The organism is Staphylococcus gallinarum (genome assembly GCF_000875895.1).
Taxonomy (GTDB): Bacteria; Bacillota; Bacilli; order Staphylococcales; family Staphylococcaceae; genus Staphylococcus; species Staphylococcus gallinarum.
Map to the genome: position 1 here is coordinate 20924 of NZ_JXCF01000256.1, position 17745 is coordinate 38668.

General features: G+C 32.5%; 14 protein-coding genes. 5 read left to right on the top strand and 9 right to left on the bottom strand.

What is annotated here, in order from left to right; genetic code table 11:
- Window positions 1–1446 precede the first annotated feature (1446 nt).
- Window positions 1447–3399, top strand: a complete 1953-nt coding sequence (locus tag SH09_RS14455; RefSeq protein WP_042740290.1) for a fructose-bisphosphatase class III — start codon at window positions 1447–1449, stop codon at window positions 3397–3399.
- 400 nt (window positions 3400–3799) lie between these two features.
- Here the strand turns inward: SH09_RS14455 and SH09_RS14460 are convergent, their stop codons facing one another.
- Window positions 3800–5575 carry a cation:proton antiporter gene (locus tag SH09_RS14460; protein WP_182475102.1) on the bottom strand — a complete coding sequence of 592 codons (1776 nt, stop codon included), beginning with the start codon at window positions 5573–5575 and terminating at the stop codon, window positions 3800–3802.
- A gap of 564 nt (window positions 5576–6139) precedes the next feature.
- Between SH09_RS14460 and SH09_RS14465 the strand changes: the two genes are divergently transcribed.
- Window positions 6140–7555: an anion permease gene (locus SH09_RS14465; RefSeq protein ID WP_042740292.1), complete on the top strand. Its 1416-nt coding sequence runs from the start codon at window positions 6140–6142 to the stop codon at window positions 7553–7555.
- A 110-nt stretch (window positions 7556–7665) separates the two neighbouring features.
- Here SH09_RS14465 and SH09_RS14470 read toward each other — a convergent pair whose 3' ends face one another.
- The 5 genes from SH09_RS14470 to SH09_RS14490 form a co-directional block, all read right to left on the bottom strand.
- A complete protein-coding gene (locus SH09_RS14470) occupies window positions 7666–8223 on the bottom strand; it encodes a cysteine hydrolase family protein (protein WP_042740293.1) in 558 nt (185 codons plus the stop codon).
- Between the two features lie 170 nt (window positions 8224–8393).
- Entirely contained in the window at window positions 8394–8990 is a 597-nt protein-coding gene (mhqD, locus tag SH09_RS14475) for a methylhydroquinone degradation carboxylesterase MhqD (RefSeq protein ID WP_042740294.1), read from the bottom strand.
- A 47-nt stretch (window positions 8991–9037) separates the two neighbouring features.
- Window positions 9038–9934, bottom strand: coding sequence for a VOC family protein (locus tag SH09_RS14480; RefSeq protein ID WP_042740295.1), 897 nt, complete (start codon window positions 9932–9934; stop codon window positions 9038–9040).
- 32 nt (window positions 9935–9966) lie between these two features.
- The gene (mhqE, locus tag SH09_RS14485; protein WP_042740296.1) at window positions 9967–10923 is read right to left on the bottom strand and encodes a ring-cleaving dioxygenase MhqE; all 957 of its coding nucleotides are present in this window, start codon (window positions 10921–10923) and stop codon (window positions 9967–9969) included.
- 65 nt (window positions 10924–10988) lie between these two features.
- Window positions 10989–11423 carry a MarR family winged helix-turn-helix transcriptional regulator gene (locus tag SH09_RS14490; RefSeq protein WP_042740297.1) on the bottom strand — a complete coding sequence of 145 codons (435 nt, stop codon included), beginning with the start codon at window positions 11421–11423 and terminating at the stop codon, window positions 10989–10991.
- A gap of 228 nt (window positions 11424–11651) precedes the next feature.
- Here SH09_RS14490 and aldA point away from each other — a divergent pair, with 228 nt between their 5' ends.
- Window positions 11652–13079: an aldehyde dehydrogenase gene (gene aldA, locus SH09_RS14495; RefSeq protein WP_042740528.1), complete on the top strand. Its 1428-nt coding sequence runs from the start codon at window positions 11652–11654 to the stop codon at window positions 13077–13079.
- Between the two features lie 302 nt (window positions 13080–13381).
- Here aldA and SH09_RS14500 read toward each other — a convergent pair whose 3' ends face one another.
- Window positions 13382–13840: a DUF1307 domain-containing protein gene (locus SH09_RS14500; RefSeq protein ID WP_042740298.1), complete on the bottom strand. Its 459-nt coding sequence runs from the start codon at window positions 13838–13840 to the stop codon at window positions 13382–13384.
- Window positions 13841–14064: 224 nt separating this feature from the next.
- Entirely contained in the window at window positions 14065–15030 is a 966-nt protein-coding gene (locus SH09_RS14505; protein ID WP_042740299.1) for a metal ABC transporter solute-binding protein, Zn/Mn family, read from the bottom strand.
- Window positions 15031–15219: 189 nt separating this feature from the next.
- Between SH09_RS14505 and SH09_RS14510 the strand changes: the two genes are divergently transcribed.
- On the top strand, window positions 15220–15498 hold the full coding sequence (locus SH09_RS14510) for a GNAT family N-acetyltransferase (protein ID WP_042740300.1): 279 nt from the start codon (window positions 15220–15222) through the stop codon (window positions 15496–15498).
- Between the two features lie 443 nt (window positions 15499–15941).
- Here the strand turns inward: SH09_RS14510 and SH09_RS14515 are convergent, their stop codons facing one another.
- Entirely contained in the window at window positions 15942–16487 is a 546-nt protein-coding gene (locus SH09_RS14515; RefSeq protein ID WP_042740301.1) for a tubby C-terminal domain-like protein, read from the bottom strand.
- Window positions 16488–16643: 156 nt separating this feature from the next.
- Between SH09_RS14515 and SH09_RS14520 the strand changes: the two genes are divergently transcribed.
- Window positions 16644–17447: a VOC family protein gene (locus SH09_RS14520; protein WP_042740302.1), complete on the top strand. Its 804-nt coding sequence runs from the start codon at window positions 16644–16646 to the stop codon at window positions 17445–17447.
- The last annotated feature ends 298 nt before the right edge of the window (window positions 17448–17745 follow it).

Consider the following 17745-nt stretch of genomic DNA (forward strand, 5'->3'; position numbering starts at 1 on the left):
CATCCAATCACAACTGTCTTAAATTTCTATTCAATTACGTTCGTTATGACTAATGTGACTTAAGCAAATTTATGCAGATTAACTAATAATAACTGATATCCGTCTATCCATATTGAAACAGCCTTTTCACCAACTAAGCTTTTTAACATCTTAATTTTATAAGTAACAATGCCCTAACTAATACAGCAAAAAAGACTAACTTCCCCCTTTGAAGTTAGCCTCAACCGTTCAATTTATTTCTCCCTTTTTAATTAATAATAGTGAATCAGCACCAATTATTAACTTTGACTTACACTTTTCATCATAATTTAACCCCTTTTAAATTATAATGTCGCCTAAAACAACTAAAGACGAATGTGTGTCAATTCCATACACCATATTCAAATATAAATGTATAGAATTGAATCAACAGACATGATAATATCCATATTCAATTGACATATGGATGAGATCAAACTGTACCGACCAACAGCTTGAAACTATATGTCTCTGTGACTTATCCTTTCTAAATAAAAAGACACTAAAAAATGTGATTTAAACGTTAATATTTATTGTGCATTTTATATTAACCCAATGCGTAAACGTTCCGTTACAATCTATTACACAACCTTCGCTGACATGAGACTCCGGAATATATGGTAATGTAATAAAGCCTGACCCTTACACAAAGAATATAAATAACCTTCACAATAATTCATACATGATAGTATAATGATACTAACGTTAACTACTATGTATATAGTAAAACCACCTAATTAAATCATAGTAACAATAAATATATAATGAAATGTATGCGCCCAATAACCCCTTATTTAATTGACACATTGCATCACACTATATTTCTAAGGAAAGTATGATTTAAAACTACTACTGAAAAAATTAAGTAATAAGTCCACTCCACTACATTATAATTTAATCAGTATATGTCACCCCAAATGTAAACAGAAAAAATAACTCCCTTATAATTTTGTTACATGCATTTATTATACAAAATTATTAGAATTTTTAAAGTACTCTAAGACATTTTTTTGTAAAAATTCTCCTGTTTTTTTCAAATCAGCAGCTTAAAAGCCGTAACAAAGGCATTCAAAGACGCAAAAACAATCGTTGTAATTATACACTAAAAAGGGATTAAAACACTAATTACATCGGTATAAATAATATATTTCGCAATACCTTTATACAAAATAGCCAATTTTTTATATTTGAGTAACATAGGTGTTTTAAAACGCAGATTATCTTGATAATACGACCATTTTCACTATAATCATTAGCCTTTTCTAAAAAACACATTTTCCAATTCATATTTTAGAATTTATCCTACTTTCATAATATAATATGAACTAGACACAGATAGCGCATTTAATGCTACAATATACTACAAATAAAGAAAACGCTTGCAGTAGTGTTTTTAATGAAAATAAATCAACTGGAGTGACACTAATAATGCCAAGAACAACAGATAAAAGCGTAAAGAGCAGATATTTAGATTTACTTGCAGAACAATTTAACAATAAAGAAGAATTAGCAACAGAAATTATAAATTTAGAATCTATATTAGAATTACCTAAAGGCACTGAACACTTTGTCAGTGATTTACACGGTGAATTCCAATCATTCCAACACGTTCTCCGAAACGGTTCAGGCAATGTTAGATCAAAAATTAATGATATCTTCCAAGATACATTGACACGCAAAGAAATTAATGAATTTGCTGCTCTCGTTTATTACCCTGAGGAAAAGTTGAACCTAATTAAAAATAGCTTTAATTCTAAATCAGAATTAAATGAATGGTATATCACTACGATTAATCGTCTAATCAAATTAATCACATATGCTTCATCTAAATACACACGTACAAAATTACGTAAATCATTACCTAAAAATTATGTATTTATTATTGAAGAATTATTATATAAGAGCAATAAATATAACAACAAGAAATCATATTATGATAAATTGATAAACCAAATCATTGATTTAGAACAATCAGATGACTTAATTATTGGCTTATCATTCACTGTACAACATCTTGTCGTAAACCATTTGCATGTCGTAGGAGATATTTATGATCGTGGTCCAGATCCAGATAAAATTATGGAAACACTCATTAACTACCCTTCAGTCGATATTCAATGGGGAAACCATGATGTCTTATGGATTGGCGCATACGCTGGCTCTAAAGTTTGCCTAGCCAATTTATTGCGTATATGTGCACGTTATGACAATTTAGACATTACTGAAGATGCCTATGGAATTAACTTGCGACCTTTACTAACATTGGCTGAGAAATATTATGACGGTACGAACAAAGCCTTTAAACCTAAAAATTCTGAAGGTTTATCAGACAGAGAATTAGAGCAAATCACAAAAATCCATCAAGCAATTGCCATTATTCAATTTAAATTAGAGGCACCTATTATTAAGAGAAGACCAAACTTTGAAATGGAAGAACGCTTAGTGCTTGAAAGTATTGATTACGATAAAAACGAAGCAACACTCTATGGCAAAACATATCCATTAGAACACACATGCTTCCAAACTATTGATCCTGAAAATCCAAATCAACTTATCGACGAAGAAATAGAAGTGATGGACAAGTTACTATTATCCGTACAACAATCCGAAAAGCTAAAACGCCATATGACATTCTTAATGCAAAAAGGCACATTATATTTACCTTATAATGGTAATCTACTCATTCATGGTTGTATTCCTGTTGATGAACATGGTGAGATGGAATCAATGACGATTGACGGTGTGAAATATTACGGTAGAGAATTGTTAGATCACTTTGAAGCATATGTTAGACAAAGCTTTGATCACAAAGATATTCAAGATGATTTAGCAACAGATCTTGTGTGGTATCTATGGACAGGAAAATATTCATCACTATTCGGTAAACGAGCGATGACTACATTTGAGCGTTACTTTATTGCGGATAAATCAGCACATAAAGAAACAAAAAATCCTTACTATCATCTACGTGAAGATGTTAATATGTGTAAAAAGATGCTTAAAAACTTTGGCCTAGATCCAGAGCAAGGCCATATCATTAATGGTCACACGCCAGTAAAGGAAATCGATGGTGAAAATCCTATCAAAGCTGATGGTAAGATGATTGTTATTGATGGCGGCTTTTCTAAAGCTTATCAATCTACAACTGGCATTGCAGGTTACACATTACTTTATAATTCATTTGGTATGCAACTTGTTGCACATCAACATTTTAATTCAATGAAACATGTGTTATTAAATGGTGCAGACGAATTATCAATTCGCCGTGTAGTCGATAAAGAACTAAAACGTAAAAAGATTCGTGACACTAATACCGGTGAAGAAATACAAGAAAAAATAAATATTTTAAAAGAACTTATGCACGACCGCTTCGTCCAATAAACAATGAATAAATTATCTAATCATCATCTCATCTTTATTAAACAACTCATTTATAAGTACAGTTTTTTAAAGAGAGCTAACTAATCATTTTATACTTAAGACACCTAATTATTTTAGTTTAGAGTTAGTAACTAAAGTAATCGAAGGTGTCTTATTTTTGCAGTATGACATTGTAAAACTGTAGATAACTAAAATGTGATATGCGTTTAACAAGATTCCTGTGAAAGTAATACACGTTTCGAAGATTCAATTTTCAGATGTTAGCTCCTAATAAAACGTTCCGACATGCAATTAAGCCAGCAAATGAGTGTTCACATAATCATTTACTGGCTTAATTTATAGTATTCAAACCTTAATCGCTATCGTTTCTTTCAAATTCAAGCGAACTAGAGTATTTTATTTAAATATTTTGATGTAAATATGCATCCTTTAAATAACCAATCGTACCACTTTCATGCTCTAATAATTTATTGTTAATACGTTTAAACGTAACTACTTTGTTAGTGCTAATATGATAAAGAATCATATCATTTTCCGTTAATTGATCTTTCTGTTCGATAGGTAATTCTAAAATATTATGCTGCGTTATAAATCGATTAAACCAATGTGCAGTAAAGTTCCAATCGAACAAAATATGATTGCGAATTGGTCCATCTAAATTCGTTCTTGCATGTTCATCACTGAATGACACTGGCATTATATCTACATTATTCAATCCAAACTCTGGTACTAACTCATTAAATGCTAAACTATTAAAGACAAAAGACTGTGTCATCAGTATACATTTATTATACCTTGTCATATCTGCATAAATACGGTCGCCACTTGATAATAAATTCCCTTCAAATACTTCAAAATCTAAATCTTTTGCACGTTTTGATGTATTATCAAATAAATTAAACGTCATCACTGGTATATTATGTTCCCGTAATTTCGCACCTAAATGGAATGAAAATTCACTCTCACCAACGATGATTACACCAGGTGGTTCAGTACTTGATAAATTCATTACTTTACTTAATGGCAAGAAACTAAATCCATAAATCACCACTGTAACAAATACTAGTCCAAAGGTCACAGGCGTGATATATTCCGCCATAGGTGTATTTTTTTCCACAAATAAACCTGCGAAGAATTGAGCTACAGTTAACACTACAATACCTCTTGGAGCCATCATTGACACCATCGCTCGTTCACGCTTTGAAATTTCTGTATTGATCGTTGCCAGTAGAACCGAAATAGGTCTAACTAGAATAATCATAATTGCACAAAATACAAAGAGCTGCCACGAGATTACATTTTTCAAGACATCTAGTGTTAATGATGATGTAATTAAAATAAATACTGTAGATATCATTATGGATGATGTATTTTCTATAAAATGATCTGATTCCTTAAATATTAAATCATGACGTTTCATTCGAGCCATCATCAAACCAAATATTGTAACTGCAAGTAATCCAGATTCTGGTAAAAATTCATCACATATCGCAAATATAAGTAAAATGAATACCAACTGTATAGGTGGCATTAAATTTTGTGGTATTAAATCTCGTTTAATTAACCACATAAATAGATATGATGCAGCAAATCCAATAATTATCGCTACACCTAATCTAAATATAAAACTGAATAAAATAGGTAAATTGAAACCTTGTTCCATAATTTCAAAGATATAGAAAGCCCCTAATGCTAACATAGGACCTATAGGGTCTAAGATAATACTTTCCCATCTCAATATTGAATCTACACTTTTACGCACCTTCGCTTGTTTTAATAGTGGCTGAATCACAGTAGGACCTGTAATTAAAAACAGTCCACCTAAAACTAGGGATATAGACAATGAAAAACCAATAACATAATGCAATGCAACGGCTCCCAATACCCAAGCGATAATTGCACCAATAGTAATAATGCGTATCACTGCTTTCGATATCCCTTTGAGCTCTCTAAAATCTAAATTACTACTTCCTTCAAATAGTATTATAGCAACCGCTAAAGATACCAAAGGGCTAAACACAGATTCTCCTAAACTTTCTTGTGGATTTATCAAGCCAAATATCGGCCCCACCAATAACCCTACAATTGCCATTACAACAATAGATGGCCATTTAATTCGCGAGGCAAACCATTGACTAAATATACCCAACGCTAAAAATATGACAATCACTAACATTAATGGCAAATTTAATAAAGACACATTTACTCCCTCTCTCTATTTATAAAGTTAAACATCTTCACATTTGCATTTTTACTTTTACTCCCAAAAATGCATTAAGAAAATATCCTACCAAAAAATTTCAATTGACGCATTTAAAGAACCTTCATTATCTACCCAAAGTAATAAAATTCAATCAATGGTTTCTAACATTATTTTTTCATTTAAAATTTAAATGAATATTAAATTTTATATTGATATATTAAATTTAACATTATTGTCACAATTAAATGCGAGAACATTGCACTGTATACTATCGTTGTATCCCTTCTATGCTTTGACATTATAACGTATACAACTATTTTTTCAGACCTTTACAATAGGGTTTCATAATTCTATAATTATTATGAATTTTTTATTAAATCAACATTTATTTTCGAAATGAGATGACTCTATTGAAGTATTGAAATTATATTGCCACAGGATCATACATAATTTCACTTTCATAGATAGTGGATAGGTTCAATCTTAAATTCAATTTTCACTCCCCAAAATATAGAAAGTAAAGAAAGGTGAATCATTGTGAATCAAAGTATTAATTACAAGAAATTTATCGTACCTATCTTGGTTGGCATAATCATTTGGTTAATTACCCCTTTTAGACCAGATGGTGTTGATGCAACAGCTTGGCATATGTTTGCGATATTCGTCGCTACCATTATCGGTTGTATCACTCAGCCTTTACCAATTGGTGCAGTAGCAATAATCGGTTTTTCACTAACCGTGTTGACCGGTACAGTAAAAATCGATACTGCTGTAGCTGGTTTTGGTAACAGTAGTATTTGGCTTATCGCTATGGCCTTTTTTATCTCTAGAGGTTTCGTTAAAACAGGCTTAGGTCGCCGTATCGCCTTACAATTTGTTAAATTATTTGGTAAGAAAACATTAGGCTTAGGTTATGCTTTAATTGGTGTGGATTTAATTTTAGCACCCGCAACACCTAGTAATACTGCTAGAGCAGGCGGTATCATGTTCCCTATTATCAATGCTTTATCTCGTTCTTTTGGCTCTAAGCCTGAAGACGGTACACAACGTAAAATGGGTTCATTCTTAATATTCACAGAATTTCACGGTAATTTGATTACTGCAGCAATGTTCTTAACTGCAATGGCGGGTAATCCACTAGCACAGTCACTTGCAAAGCATCAAGGCGTAACAATTTCATGGATGAGCTGGTTCTTAGCTGCGTTGGTTCCAGGGATTCTTTCATTAGTGCTTGTTCCACTTATAATTTATAAATTATATCCACCGGAAATCAAAGAAACACCGAATGCTAAATCATGGGCTCAAAATGAATTAGATGAAATGGGCGTTATGAGTAAGAGTGAAAAATTCATGATTGGTATCTTCTTGATTGCATTAATCTTATGGATATTAGGTAGCGTAATTCATATCGATGCAACGCTTACTGCATTTATTGCATTATCCTTATTATTAATAACAGGTGTTTTAGCGTGGTCCGATATCTTGAATGAAACGGGCGCTTGGAATACTTTAGTATGGTTCTCAATACTCGTTATGATGGCTAATCAATTAAATGAACTTGGCTTTATTCCATGGTTAAGTAAATCTATTTCAGGTAGTTTAGGTGGCTTAAGTTGGCCAATCGTACTTATTATCTTAGTATTATTCTACTTCTACTCACATTACTTATTTGCAAGTTCGACTGCACATGTAAGCGCAATGTATTCTGCTTTACTTGGTGTAGCAATTGCAACTGGTGCGCCACCACTTTATAGTGCATTAATGCTCGGTTTCTTTGGTAACTTAATGGCTTCAACAACACATTATAGTAGTGGTCCAGCTCCTATTTTATATTCAGCTGGCTACGTCACTCAAAATCGTTGGTGGACAATGAACGCGATTCTAGCCATTTTCTATTTCATCGTTTGGCTTGGTATAGGTTCATTATGGATGAAAATTATAGGCTTAATGTAACGTGTGGACTCAAATCAATCTAACCTTGTAAACAACTCAAAGTCATAAAGACAACAACAAAAAACTCAGTCAATGAACTTATGAAAAGTTCATTGACTGGGTTTTATTTATCATTTATTCAACCATTCTGTCGTATGATCGATTGTTGCATATCTTGTTAATATGTTATCCACTAAAAACTGATGCTTGTATTGATCATTATCAGTAACAGCATCTGCTAATATCGTAATTTGGAAATCCTTATCCGCTGCCTCTACCGCTGTAGATAAGACAACCCCACTCGTACTCACTCCAGTCAATACAATGTGGTTTATATTCATACCACGAAGTAACACTTCTAAATTACTTCCGGTAAATGCACTTAATCGATGTTTCACAACTACAGGATCCGTATCTTCTACATGTAAGTCATTAATAATTTGTGTGGACGTAGCTTCTTTCGACATCGGTTGTCCACTTGCTTTATATTGTGAAAACATCTTATTATTCTCAGAAACTTCTAAATAATCACCTGTAAAAGCGACTCTAACGAAAATAACAGGTATATGTCGTGTTCGCGCATCAGCTATCGCTTGTTGATTAGCTCTAATTACCCCTGCGTTGTCCTCTATCCCATTAACAATACCATTTTGCATATCCATTACAATTAATGCACTATTTTTTGTCATATTAAGTACTCCTTTAATTCAAACATCATTACTCTAGCTTAAATTATAGCCAACTTTGTACTGAATTACGAAATTTTGAATTTATCACTTGTTATTAAATATTTACAAAAAAATTGCACAAACATCATACCTACTGTATCAGGTGATGTTTATGCAACTTCTTTTTTTACTTAACTATTCATTATTACTTTCTGACCAGCTATAACACCCGCTTGAGTTAATTCATGACTATTCACCCATACTTCGGTGATGTTTGCCCCAGTTTGCTTAAATAATTCTATAACATGTTTGCTAGCATCCATTGTCACAATTGGATCTCTTTCACCCATTGAAAGTAGCACATTCATATGACTTAAATCCTTATCTTCAGTTATATTTAATGGATATAATGGTGCATATAATAATGCCGCCTTAAACGTTATAGACTCATTTAGTATCATGCTAATAGCAATATTCGAACCATTTGAAAAGCCCACCGGAATTGATTGTTCCACATCAAAGCCATATTTTTCAGCCGCTTCTTTAATAAATGCTGCCAATCTTGTAGTTCTATATTTTAAATCTTCTACGTCATATTGCCCTTCGCCATGACGTTTAAAGAAACGATTCATGCCATTTTCTGAAACTTCACCACGAATACTCAATACACTATAATCCGCATTTAGTGCCGCAGCTAAAGGCATTAAATCATTTTCATCTCCACCTGTGCCATGTAATAAAATAAACGTAGGCGCTTCAGGCTTTCCTTGTTTAAAAATGTGTTCCATACAAATCCTCTTCCTTTCTATTTGTGCGTATTCTTTAAACTGCATAATTAAATTCGAATTGGTGGTAATTGTTGTAACAATGCTTCCTTACGATCTTCATATTGTGATGGAAACATTAATTGCTCACCTAATTTGTCAAATGGTTCATCAATTGTAAATCCTGGACCTACAGTTGCAAATTCAAATATAATACCACCTCGTTCACGCATATATATTGCTTTAAAGTAATTGCGATCTTTCACTTCAGTAACATGATAGCCTTTGCCAATCATTTTTGCTTGCCATGCGCTATGTGCTTTATTATCAGGTACAGACCATGCGATGTGATGCACAACGCCCACTCCAAAGCGCACACGATTTGCTGGACCTTCTTTTTTAATCATGACATGATGACGCCAATCACCTACAGTAGCTAAGTGAATATACGATGCGTCTTCACCAATTTGCTCTAATCCCATATCTTCTACTAAAGTTGCAAGTGTAGCTTGTGGATTTTCAGTTAACATCGTCACACCATGAAACCCTATTATGTCACGATTAGTCGATGCTTGGTCATCCTCAACAAGTGCGAGTGATAAACCGTGTACATCATTGAATTGTAATGTTGACTGTCCAAATAATGTGGTAACCGTAACTGTGATATTTTGGTCCATTAAGTGTCGTTTCCATACCTCTAAAGTTCCTTTGGGTATTCTGAAAGCAATAGTACCAACTTGTCCATTACCAGTACGCCCCACATGTTCGTTTGGCCAATTAAAAAATGTTAATATCGTACCGTTATCTACATTATTATTTGAAAAATACAGATGATAAGTGCCTGGATCATCAAAATTCACAGTTTTTTTAATTAGTTTTAAATTTAAAATATCTCTGTAAAATGCAATGTTTTCTTCTGGGTTTCCTACGATTGCTGAAATATGATGAATGTGTTGTATTGCTTCCATAACGTTCACTCCTTTTGACATGTCATTATTTTTTAGCGTTTAGTATTGAATGGTCTAATTTCTGATTCGATATAATCACGTTGGTTTTCTAAAAATGGTGGTAATGATAGACTTTCACCCAATGTTTCATACGGTTCATCACCCATAAATCCAGGACCATCAGTAGACACTTCAATCAAGATGTGACCAATACGTGCATAAAGTGCTTCAAAGTAAAATCTATCTACTAATCCTGAATTACCAATTCCAACTTCTTTATATTTTTCTTCCCATTGTGCTATAGCTTCATGGTCTTTCAATCTAAATGATACATGGTGGACTTCTCCGTAACCTTGCACTGCTTCATTACTTGTTGTGTCTTTTCTCAAGATAACTTGACCACCATTACCTCCTGCTCCAACTTCTAAAAGTGCAACGTTTTGTTCTTCCACAATTGTTTTCATACCATAGATTTGTTCTAATATTTTCTTAAAATCTTCAAAGTAACTGACAGTAATTTCGATAGGGCCTAAGCCATAAATTGCTTTATCAGTTGGAACTGGTCCGTTTTGCCATGGTTTACCTGGTGCCACACCACTGTTATGTTCATCTGATACGAGTTGATAATGTTGACCATCTGACTCTTCAAAAGGAAGAACCTGTTTACCAAATAGAGTTTGTATACCATCATGTTTCACACCAAAGTCATTGAATCGTTGTTCATAATAACTTAATGCTGCATCATTCGGTACTCTGAATGAAGGTTTGGTAATTGAATTAGTGCCAGACTTACCTTTTGGAATATTTGGAAAATCAAAAAATGTCATATCTGTTCCAGGTGAACCTTCATCATCTGCAAAGAATGTATGATACGTATATATATCATCTTGGTTCACTGTTTTTTTAACAAGTCTCATACCTAACACATCAGTGAAAAATTTATAGTTTCTTTCAGCATCATCTGTAATCGCTGTAACATGGTGGATTCCTAATAATTGATTGTTTGTCATAATCAAACACGCTCCTTAATTTTATCTCGATTTCGAAGTAATTTTATTTAAAAATATTAAGTGCATTAAACCTCTGTAGGTTGAGCACTTAATTTCTTTAATGCTTGCTGTAATATTGCTAATTCTTCGTCTGTTAACACTGCAAAAGTTGAGTTTATTGTTGCTGCATGCTCAGGAAAAATTCGTTCCATCATTTCATGACCTTGTTTGGTTAATACCGCTTTAGTTACACGTTTATCTTGCTCATCTCTTCTTCTTTCGACGCAGCCTTTCTCAACGAGTTTATCTACTACATAAGTGATACTGCTACTAGCAATAAGTACGCGTTTACCAATTTTCTGAATAGGTTGTTCACCTTTACTATATAGGAGTTCTAGCACTGCAAATTCAGTTACATTCAATCCATAACGCTGTACATCTGCTCTAACAATTTGTTCTAAATGATCAGTCGTTCTATTCAATCCAATAAATGCATTCAATGACTCTGTCGTTCGTTCCATCACATCACCAACTTTCAATTTATTTCGATTTCGAGATAATTATAACGCTGACGTTTTTAGAAGTCAACATTTTAAGTATAAAAAATATACCATCAATTAAAAAACGCTCTATAAAAGCATTTCCCAATAATACTTATACTTCAAATTAAATATTGTAATTATTATGAAAATTAATTCTTTCGTTTTCATAACTTCAATAAGTGGTAGAAGTAGAGTGTGGAGGTGTCAATATTGAATAAATTATTTGTAAATAATGAATTTATAGAAAGTCAATCACAAGACACAATGGACGTTATTAATCCTGCAACAGGTGAAAAAATAGATACAATCACTTTTGCCACTCAATCAGAAGTTAACGATGCTATAGAAAAATCTAAACAGGCACAATTAGAATGGGAAAAGGTACCTCAACCCAAACGTGCTGAACATGTTAAGCTATTAATACCATTATTAGAAGAACATAAAGACACATTGGCAGAATTATATGTAAAAGAACAAGGTAAGACTTTAGCTTCCGCAAAAGGTGAAATAGACAAGGCAATACATTTTATTGACTATATGACGAGCTTAAGCTTTTCAAATAAAGGCGAAGTTCTACAAAATAGTAGAGAAAACGAAACTATTCTACTAACGAAAAAACCTATCGGTGTAACAGCAGGTATCGTACCTTGGAATGCACCTATATTAGTATTAATGCGCAAAATTATTCCAGCTGTTATTACAGGTTGTTCCGCAGTAATTAAACCAAGTGAAGAGACTACACTAATCACATTGAAACTTGCTGAATTGTTACGTGATTCTACAATTCCTGCAGGACTTATTCAAATTGTTCCAGGCACTGGTAATACAGTAGGAACGCAGTTAGCACAACACCCTGATATCCAACTTATTTCTCTTACAGGAAGTATGAAAGCTGGTAAATCTGTTTATGCAGAAAGTGCCAATACAGTTAAGAAAGTTAACTTAGAACTTGGTGGTAATGCACCTGTACTCGTTACTGAACATGCCAATATAGATAAAGCTGTAGATTACATCGTGACAGCAAGAATCAATAACGCTGGACAAGTATGTACTTGTCCTGAACGTGTATTTGTCCACAAATCAATACACGATTCATTTATCGAACAACTGAAATCTAAAATGGAACAACTCACAGTCGGCGATCCATTTGATGATAATACGGACTATGGTGCAATTATTAATCAACGTCAATTAGATAGTATTGATGATAAAGTTCAAAATGCAGTTAAAAATGGCGCTACTTTAGTAACTGGTGGTAAGAAAATAGACAGCGCAGGTTATTTTTATGAGCCAACAATTTTAGATCATATCCAAACAACAGATGAGGCATTTAAAGAAGAAATATTTGGTCCGGTAATACCTGTTATCGAATACGAAGACTTCGATGAAGCTATAGCTGAAGCTAATAATACGAATGCTGGACTATCTTCTTATATTTTCTCCGAAAACTTAAAACAAATTATGCAAGCAACTGAAACATTAAAATTTGGAGAAGTTTATGCCAATTGCGAAGCAGAAGAAGTCGTCAATGGTTACCATGCTGGTTGGCGAGAATCTGGTTTAGGTGGCGCAGATGGCATCCATGGTTTCGAAGAATACTATAATACAACCGTATCCTATATTAGATATGATTAAAATGTGATAAATCACTAAAATATCTAGAGTACCGCGTGCTTAGATAAGCAAAAGGCAATTTCTATTGAAATAATATAGAAATTGCCTTTTTTAAGATATCTTAATGTAAAACACTATTGCATTAAGCAGTATTTTGGCGAGACTCCTAAGGGAACAGGACAAGCTGAAGACTACAGGCTGAAGCTGTCCCCTAGGAAAGCGAGCCAACAATACGTAATATAAAAAAATAGCACTCAGATAAATTAAATTCATTCATCTGAGTGCTTTATTTGGAATTTATGTTCTAGATGCTACTTAAAAATTTAATCTTTTGTCACTTGTTTCAATCCTGCTTTTTTCAAAGCTTTCTTAGTCTTTTTATAACTTACTTGTTTATTTTTCGTATCACCAGAGAATGATTCTGGAGCAATTTTCTTCAACTCTTTTAAATCAACTTTTTCCAAATCAATTTTTACAGTTTCAACAGCCTTACCGTCTGAATATTTTATCTTCTCTGAAACACCTTTAATATCTTGATATTTTTCACTTTCAGATTCTAATAAAGATTTCATATCATCCTTCTTAAGACCTAAATCTTTGTAGTTGATCGTTGAACGAATGTTTTCCTTAGTTACTTTATCACCTTTGTGCGTGAGTGTAACTTTCATATCAACTCCAGATGCATCCCCTTTAAATGTGTCTTTCTCTTCTTTAGGTCCACAAGCAGCCAATAACAATGTTACAGCAATTGCCAATCCCATCAACTTTTTAACATGATACATATCTACCACTCCCACTTTGTTTATCTATCAACATCATAGCATTAAACAATCAGTTGTAGGACATAGAATTTTAAAAAAAATAAAAATATATTTTTTATATTCAATCACTATTTTATCTCAATTAAAATAGAGCCAATACTGGATTACAGATTGGCTCTATGAAATACCTATGATCAATCACGCTCGAACGCTACTTATAAAGTAAACATGTGCGCGACAATCTATTATTTATTCAATGCTTTATCTAATGCTTTAATATTCTTCTTCATTAACGATTGATATGAAATACCCTTTTTCTGTTTATCTGCTTTTGTTAATGTTGCCATATTGTGGAAACTTACTGGCGTTGTATTGGTCTCTTTTTTAATCACATCTGTCACTTTAGATGAAATATTTTGTTCATATAAAACATAAGGTTGCTTTGTTTTTTTAATATTTTTAACGATTTTCATTAATTGTTTTTGCGTAGGCTCTTCATTATTCATACCCGTTACACCTTCTTGTTTAAAACCGTAACGTTTCGCTAAATAACCTATTGAATCATGAGAAATCACTACAGTATCACGCTTTGGATTTTCAGTAATTGATTTTAATTGTGAATCAATACCATCTATATCTTTAACTACTTTTTTATAATTATCTTCGTAATATTTTTTATGCTTTGGATCCTTTTTAATCAAAGTATCCTTTATTTCCTTTGTAAATTTCTTATCTAATACGGGATCTAACCACACATGAGGATCTTTGCTACCTTCTTCATGCTTAGCATGTTCATCATGTGATTCACCTTCATGTTCATGTTCTTCCCCAGCTAAAATTTCATTCTTTTTCAACTTATCAGCCAATGGTAATTTTAAATCTTTATTATTAATCGATTTTGCAATTTTTTTAGCTACTGGATCCATTTCATCACTAGAGTATAAAAATAAATCCCCTTTTGAAATTTTAATCATATCTTTTTGAGTGGGTTCAAAGGAATGTATATCTGCACCTGCAGGGTAAATTGATTTTACATCAACATATTTTCCTCCCACTTGTTCAGTTAAATTTTGAAAAGCATACGCTGTCGTATAAATTTCTAATTTATTCTTGGTACTCACATCTTTATTCTTATCTTTATCAAGATTGCCACAAGCACTTAGCAACATAATCACAGCTAGTAGCACTATATATTTCAAACTTTTTTTCAAAGCCTACGCCTCCAAATCGAAATTATTACGTTTAAACTATAAACTTATTTTCTTTATATTTCAATCCCTATTATTAAATTTTTAAATATCTTTAAAACACACATTTAGTCATCGAGAGAAGAAAGATTTGTTTACAAATACACTAAACGTGATATTTATATAATACAAACTACTATGAGGAGTGATTGTATGGCTGAAATCAAGCAAGGTACAAATAAGTTTTATATCGGAGAAGATGAAAATAATCCTCAAGCACAGATTACGTTCAAAAAATTAAATGATAATCAAATCGATATTGATCATACTGGAGTTCCTGATGAAATGGGTGGACAAGGTATTGGATCACAATTGGTACAAAGTGTCGTTGAATATGCACGTGAGAACAATTTGAAAATTGTTGCGACTTGTCCATTTGCTAAAAATGTCATAGAAAAACATTCAGAATATCAGGACGTATATGCAGGTTAATTCAATAAATTCATTAAAAAGAGGTCGAGATTAATTTCTCGGCCTCTTATCTGTTGTTGCTGGCTTAACTTAACCATAAATTTTTGCTAATAAATCGATCACTTTTAATAATAATGGCATAGCTGTATCAGTCATGTGATTACCTCCCCTTATTAAAAAAATAATTATCTTACATATAGTAATAAACAATCTACATTGGATTATGTAACATGTGAATTCGCCGTTGTATAATATAAACATTAAAACAGAAATCTAAATATTATAAATGTAATGAATTCATAAAATTTATATACTATAAATAAGATGTCGATAATCACTTTCCCTAAGTATTCCATTTTAATCTTAATTTTTTTAAAAATTATTTTATTTACAATAAAGATACATAATTGTAATCATCAGGATTCATTGGAACGAGGTGTAACTTGCACGTTGAAAAGTTCAAGTTAATTAGATTGCTTTCTTTGATATTCTTGATATTCGTAAAATGCTTGGAATAATAGAATAAGCATTGCAGGGTGATATGTTTCACTGGCGATATCAATATCGTGTTGTGAGGCAATTTTAAAGCGTTCTGACTTTGTTTGCATAATTTCATTATTACCTTCAGTCACCTTAACACTGCGTGAAATAAATCCAGATTGAAACTTAAGAACATCACCTTTTGCACCTTCAAAAAGCATAGTTGGTTTCATGCCAATTTTCGTACGAAACACGCCTATTACATCGCCATTTTTCTCAACTTGCCATACCGTCTTAAACGGTGTCTTTATTGTGCCACTTATCGTTTTCTCTTGAATGACACGATACGTATCTTGACCATCCGTAATTTCATAGTTATGCTTCTGATGACCAAATAATGCAAACGCTTCTTGTGACGTAGACTTGTAAAATAACTTTAATGAAAAAACCGCTTCCTCTCGTTCATTAAACACTTCAATTGCTGATTTAGAAGCACTAAAAAAGTTCTCTTTAAAATGATAGCGTTTCATATTACAACTCCCTATAATTCTATTTATAGTACAATTATAAATAGAAAGTTGCTTATTTTGAAATATATTGAGTCTCTTCCATTGACCTAATATACTTTTTATACTAATATCTACTTGTAATCATTATAAATACAAGAAGAATTTTAGGAGGCACATATGACCTTTCATGACGAACATGCCACACAAGTAACAAATATCACACTAAACGTAAATGATTTAACCAAAATGATTCACTTTTATCGCGAATTTTTAGGATTTGAAGCGATAGTTGAATCAACAACTTCCATTACTTTTAAAGTTGGTAACGGCGGTCACACACTAACTTTAAATGAACTATCAAATGGCCGCCAACCTAGCATTCAAGAAAGTGGACTATTTCATATTGCATACCTTTTGCCTAGTAGAAGTGACTTAGCAGATTTTTTATATCATATTACACAATTAGGAATTCAAGTCGGTGGCGGTGACCATCTAGTTAGTGAAGCACTATATTTTAATGATCCTGAAGGTAACGGCATTGAAGTATATCAAGACCGTGATGCTACACTTTGGCAATGGGAAGAGCAAAAGGTAAAAATGGATACTCTCGCCGTGGATGTCAACGACTTGCTTTCTGAACAATCACAAGCTGGATGGCAGGGACTTCCTAACGGGGCAAAAATTGGCCATCTACATTTAAAAACAGTAGACATCAGTAAAGCTTATCAATTTTATGTAGAACAACTCGGATTAGAACTTGTTTCTACGTTACCAAATGCACTATTCATGTCAACTAAACATTATCATCACCATATAGCCGCTAACACTTGGCAATCAAGTATACTCAGAACAGAGAACAATGCCACATTAGGGCTAACTAGTATAGATATATATAAACCAAATACCGATTACACAAGACTATTATCACCTGAAGGATTTAATATTACGATTCATAGTGATAAATCAAGTGTCCCAGGATAAAACTTCATATAAAATTCTACAATAGATAGCTACCCTAAATATGCAACTCAAACTTTTGGGGTGGCTTATTTATACTACTTCGTATTAAAATTGTTCATTTACCTAGAACATACCATCAAAATTTGATTTCAATATTCTTTATCTCTTGCTATGTATGATTTATATTTCTAAAGATTTAAAGCTCTATTCATACCATAATTATACGCACTAGTATATAAAATAATTCTACTATTCAGTAATTTATATACAATTTAATCAAATAAATCACTTTGACATAACATAATACTGCATCTATATT

What these genes read in the sequence shown, in the direction of transcription:
- SH09_RS14455 (WP_042740290.1), top strand. Translation starts at nt 1,447, where the DNA reads ATGCCAAGAACAACAGATAAAAGCGTAAAGAGCAGATATTTAGATTTA.
- SH09_RS14510 (WP_042740300.1), top strand. Translation starts at nt 15,220, where the DNA reads ATGGCTGAAATCAAGCAAGGTACAAATAAGTTTTATATCGGAGAAGAT.
- SH09_RS14470 (WP_042740293.1), bottom strand. Translation starts at nt 8,223, where the DNA reads ATGACAAAAAATAGTGCATTAATTGTAATGGATATGCAAAATGGTATT.
- SH09_RS14520 (WP_042740302.1), top strand. Translation starts at nt 16,644, where the DNA reads ATGACCTTTCATGACGAACATGCCACACAAGTAACAAATATCACACTA.
- SH09_RS14490 (WP_042740297.1), bottom strand. Translation starts at nt 11,423, where the DNA reads ATGGAACGAACGACAGAGTCATTGAATGCATTTATTGGATTGAATAGA.
- mhqE (WP_042740296.1), bottom strand. Translation starts at nt 10,923, where the DNA reads ATGACAAACAATCAATTATTAGGAATCCACCATGTTACAGCGATTACA.
- SH09_RS14500 (WP_042740298.1), bottom strand. Translation starts at nt 13,840, where the DNA reads ATGTATCATGTTAAAAAGTTGATGGGATTGGCAATTGCTGTAACATTG.
- mhqD (WP_042740294.1), bottom strand. Translation starts at nt 8,990, where the DNA reads ATGGAACACATTTTTAAACAAGGAAAGCCTGAAGCGCCTACGTTTATT.
- SH09_RS14460 (WP_182475102.1), bottom strand. Translation starts at nt 5,575, where the DNA reads ATGTTAGTGATTGTCATATTTTTAGCGTTGGGTATATTTAGTCAATGG.
- SH09_RS14515 (WP_042740301.1), bottom strand. Translation starts at nt 16,487, where the DNA reads ATGAAACGCTATCATTTTAAAGAGAACTTTTTTAGTGCTTCTAAATCA.
- SH09_RS14480 (WP_042740295.1), bottom strand. Translation starts at nt 9,934, where the DNA reads ATGGAAGCAATACAACACATTCATCATATTTCAGCAATCGTAGGAAAC.